General features: G+C 75.1%; 4 protein-coding genes and 1 pseudogene. All 5 read left to right on the forward strand.

The window, feature by feature from the left end; translation table 11 throughout:
- A pseudogene (locus tag ACLIYP_RS29600) lies at nt 1-320 on the forward strand (hypothetical protein); the annotation flags it as partial.
- Between the two features lie 33 nt (nt 321-353).
- Nucleotides 354-779, forward strand: a complete 426-nt coding sequence (locus ACLIYP_RS29605) for a phage tail protein (protein ID WP_412716160.1) — start codon at nt 354-356, stop codon at nt 777-779.
- 61 nt (nt 780-840) lie between these two features.
- Nucleotides 841-1,563 carry a CIS tube protein gene (locus ACLIYP_RS29610; RefSeq protein ID WP_093657960.1) on the forward strand — a complete coding sequence of 241 codons (723 nt, stop codon included), beginning with the start codon at nt 841-843 and terminating at the stop codon, nt 1,561-1,563.
- Nucleotides 1,560-3,383, forward strand: coding sequence for a VgrG-related protein (locus tag ACLIYP_RS29615; RefSeq protein ID WP_412716161.1), 1,824 nt, complete (start codon nt 1,560-1,562; stop codon nt 3,381-3,383). The genes ACLIYP_RS29610 and ACLIYP_RS29615 overlap by 4 nt, the downstream gene beginning before the upstream one ends.
- A 55-nt stretch (nt 3,384-3,438) precedes the next feature.
- Nucleotides 3,439-3,674: PAAR domain-containing protein (locus ACLIYP_RS29620; RefSeq protein WP_412716162.1), on the forward strand; the 236-nt coding region annotated here is incomplete at its 3' end.

Below are 3,674 nucleotides of genomic sequence, written 5' to 3' on the forward strand. Positions count from 1 at the left end.
GCCGATGTGCCCGCGCCCGCGGAGGTGGCACCGGCACCGGTGGCACCTCCGCGGGAGCGGGCACATCGGCCGGAACGGCACGGACGCGCGGTCGGCCCCGGTCGGCCTCCGCGCCGTCCGCGCCGTCCGCGCCGTCCTGGTCGGCCGCGTCGGCCGCCTCCGGCGTGGACGCGGCCGGGCGTACCGGGACACCGCAGGACCCCGGCCTGGACCTGGACGACCTGGCGCGCCGCCTGCTCGACCCGGTGGCGCGACTGCTCCGCACCGAGCTGCGGCGCGGCCGGGAGCGCATGGGCCGCCCCCACGACGGACGCCGCTGAGGGCCCGGAGGGCAAGGAACGGATGACGGACGTATGACGGACAGCATCTTCGCGACGAGCGTGTTCTTCCGGCTCGCGATCGGCGGCAGCGACCTGGGCGCCTTCCACACCTGCTCCGGCATGGGCGCCGAGGTCGAGATGGAGACCTACGCCGAGGGCGGTAACAACGGCTTCACCTGGCACCTGCCCGGCCGCGTGACCTGGTCGAACATCACGCTCACCCGGCCGGTCACCGCCGACACGGCGAAGATCGGCCGCTGGCTCGACCAGACGCTGCGGCGGGTGGAGCCCAAGGACGGCGAGATCGTGGCGCTGAAACCGGACCTGACCCGGATCATCGGCTGGCAGGTGTTCGGGATCGTCCCGGTGCGCTGGCAGGGGCCGTCCTTCGACCCCTCCAGCTCCCAGGCCGCGGTGGAGACCCTGGAGATCGCCCACGAGGGACTGCGCCCCTCCTGACACGGCCCCGCCCGTCCGCCGCCCCGCTCCCCGCACCCGTTCCCGGAAAGGAGGTCCCGGCATGTCCCCAGCGGTCCGCTCCAGCCGGGCCAGGGCCCAGCTGACCCTGAAGGAGCCCCCCGCCTCGGTCGGCGCCAAGCCCGGCGGGACGATCGCGCGGCTGGACCTCCAGTTCAACCCCTCCACCCTGGAACTGCGCAAGACCACCGAGTGGCGCCGCTCCCCGTCGCGGATGGCGGGGCAGTCGGCGCTGCCGGAGTTCGTCGGCAGCGGCCCGCGCACACTGAGCCTGGAGGTGTTCCTGGACGCCACCGCCACCCACGACGACTCCGTCGAGCAGGCGGTGGAGAAGCTGATGAAGGCGTGCGTGCCGACCCCGGCCAGCCTGGGCCGCAGGAAGCCGGCCAGCCCGTGGGTGCGGTTCGAGTGGGGCACCGCGCGGACGACCTCGTTCGACGGGGTGCTCTCCAGCCTGTCGGTGACGTACACGCTGTTCGACGTGGACGGCAGGCCGCTGCGTGCCACCTGCGCGCTGTCGATCGAGGAGGCGAGCGTCGACCCGCCGGGCCAGAACCCGACGTCCGGCGCGCGCACCGCCCGCAGCACGCACACCGTGGTGGCGGGCGACAGCCTGGCCCTGCTGGCCTGGCGGGAGTACGGCGACGCGACGGCCTGGCGGGTCATCGCGGAGGCCAACGGAATCGACGACCCGATGGCGCTCGCGCCCGGCACCGAACTGGTGGTGCCGGGGCTGCGGGACGCCGGCGGTGAGGAGGAGCGGTGACCACATCCGAGGCGCGGGGCGGCCGGTCGTTCGCGGCGGACCCCGTCGTGGAGACGCCGGCCGAACTGCCGCCCGTCTGGGCCGCCCAGCTCGTGAGCTGCGTGGTGGACGAGAACGTGGGCCTGCCCGACGCGGCGGTCCTCACCTTCCGCGACCCCGACCACGAGTTCCTGAAGGCGACCGGCATCACCATCGGCACCCCGCTGCGGGTGTCGGTGGTGACCGTGTCCGGGCAGGCGCGCGAGCGGCTGTTCGACGGCGAGGTGACGGCCCTGGAGGTGGACCGCGACCGCACGGGCTCGTTCACGGTGGTGCGCGCCTACTCCAGGGCGCACCGCCTCCAGCGGGGCCGGAAGGTGGTGGCCTACCGGAACATGACGGCCGCGGCGATCGTCCGCAAGGTGGCCGCCGGAGCCGGGCTGGCCTGCGGAACCGTGCAGGCCGCGCCGGTCACCTACAAGCAGCTCTCCCAGGCGAACGTGTCCGACTGGGAGTTCCTGCAGTTCCTGGCGGCGGAGAGCGGTGCGCAGGTGCGCGTCGACGACCAGGGGCTGCTCCAGTTCACCAGGCCGCGCAAGGCGTCCGGCGCGCCCGCGCCGTCGACCCCTGCCACACGGGACCCGATGGTGCTGGAGTACGGCCGGAACCTGCTGGCGCTGCGGGCCTCGCTGTCGGCGGCGGACGGGGCGTCGTCGGTGGAGGTGCGCGGCTGGGACGTCACCGCGAAGCGGCCGCTGGTGGCCCGGCAGCCGTCGGTGGACAGCGACACGGCCGTCCCGGGCCTGAGCCCGGCGTTCGCCGCCCGGTTCGGCACGTCGGCGAAACTGGCCGTCACCGACACCCCGTACCGCACCCAGGCCGAGACGACCGCGGTCGCGGACGCCACGGCGGCCCGGGTCGGCGCGGGCTTCGCAGAGCTGGAGGCGGTGGCCGAGGGCAACCCCCTGCTGCGGGCGGGCAAGCCCGTGGCGCTCGGCAACGTCGGGCAGGCGTTCTCCGGCAAGTACACGGCGACGGCGGTGCAGCACGTCCTGGAGCCGCACGGCGGGTACCGGACGACGGTGTGGGTCGGCGCCAGCCCGGACCGCTCCCTGGCCGGCCTGGTGACCGGCGCCAACGCGCCGTCCCGCGGCGCGCGCATGCCGGGCCTGGCGATCGGCGTGGTGACGGACGTGCGCGAGCCGGACGGCGCCGAACGCGGCGGGGTGCGGCTGAGGTTCCCCTGGCTGGACGACACCTATGTCACCGACTGGGTGCGCACCGTGCAGTGGGGCGGCCGGGGCGGCGGGGGCGTGGTCAGCCCGGAGGTCAACGACGAGGTCCTGGTCGGCTTCGAACAGGGCCTGCTGGACAGCCCGTACGTCATCGGCGGGCTCTACAACGGCGTGGACAGGCCCTCGCCCCACGGCGTGCCGCTGGTCGACCCGACCAGCGGGAGGGTCAACCGACGCTCGGTGGTGTCGCGTTCGGGACACCGGGTGGAGCTGCTGGACGCACGCGCCCCGGGCCCGTCCGGGGTCCGGCTCACCACCGGTGACGAGCGCCTGGAGGTGTTCCTCGACGACCGGCGGGACCGGATCGAGCTGACGGTGTACGCCAGGGGCCGCCAACCCCTCACCTCCGTCGTGCTCGACGGCCGGGGCATCACCCTGGACGCGGGGCGGGGCGAGGTGAGCGTGTCGGGCCGCAACGTGAACATCGACGGCCGGGTCGGGGTGCGGATCGGCGGCCGTTCGGTGAGCGTCACCGGCAGCTCGGACGTCACCGTCGACGGCGGGCTGCTCGGCGTCCTCAAGGCCAAGCTCGTCCGGATCAACTGACCCCTCCCCCAGCGTCTCCCGCCTCCCCCTCCCCGACACCCCCTAGGAGCACCGCATGCCAGCCGCAGCCCGTACCGGCGACCCGACCGACCACGGCGGCCGGATCACCACCGCGCCGCCCGGCGCCGCCACGGCGGTGGCGCGCGTGCTGATCGGCGGCCGTCCCGCCGCCGTCACGGGCAGCCTGACCGTCTGCCCCGTCCCCCAGCACGCGGCCCTGGGACCGGCCAACGTGATCGCGCCCGGCCCGGCGGCGGCCTCGCCGCCCTGCTGGAGCGGGCCCTCACCGAG

The organism is Streptomyces nanhaiensis (assembly GCF_046614825.1).
Taxonomy (GTDB): domain Bacteria; phylum Actinomycetota; class Actinomycetes; order Streptomycetales; family Streptomycetaceae; genus Streptomyces; species Streptomyces radiopugnans.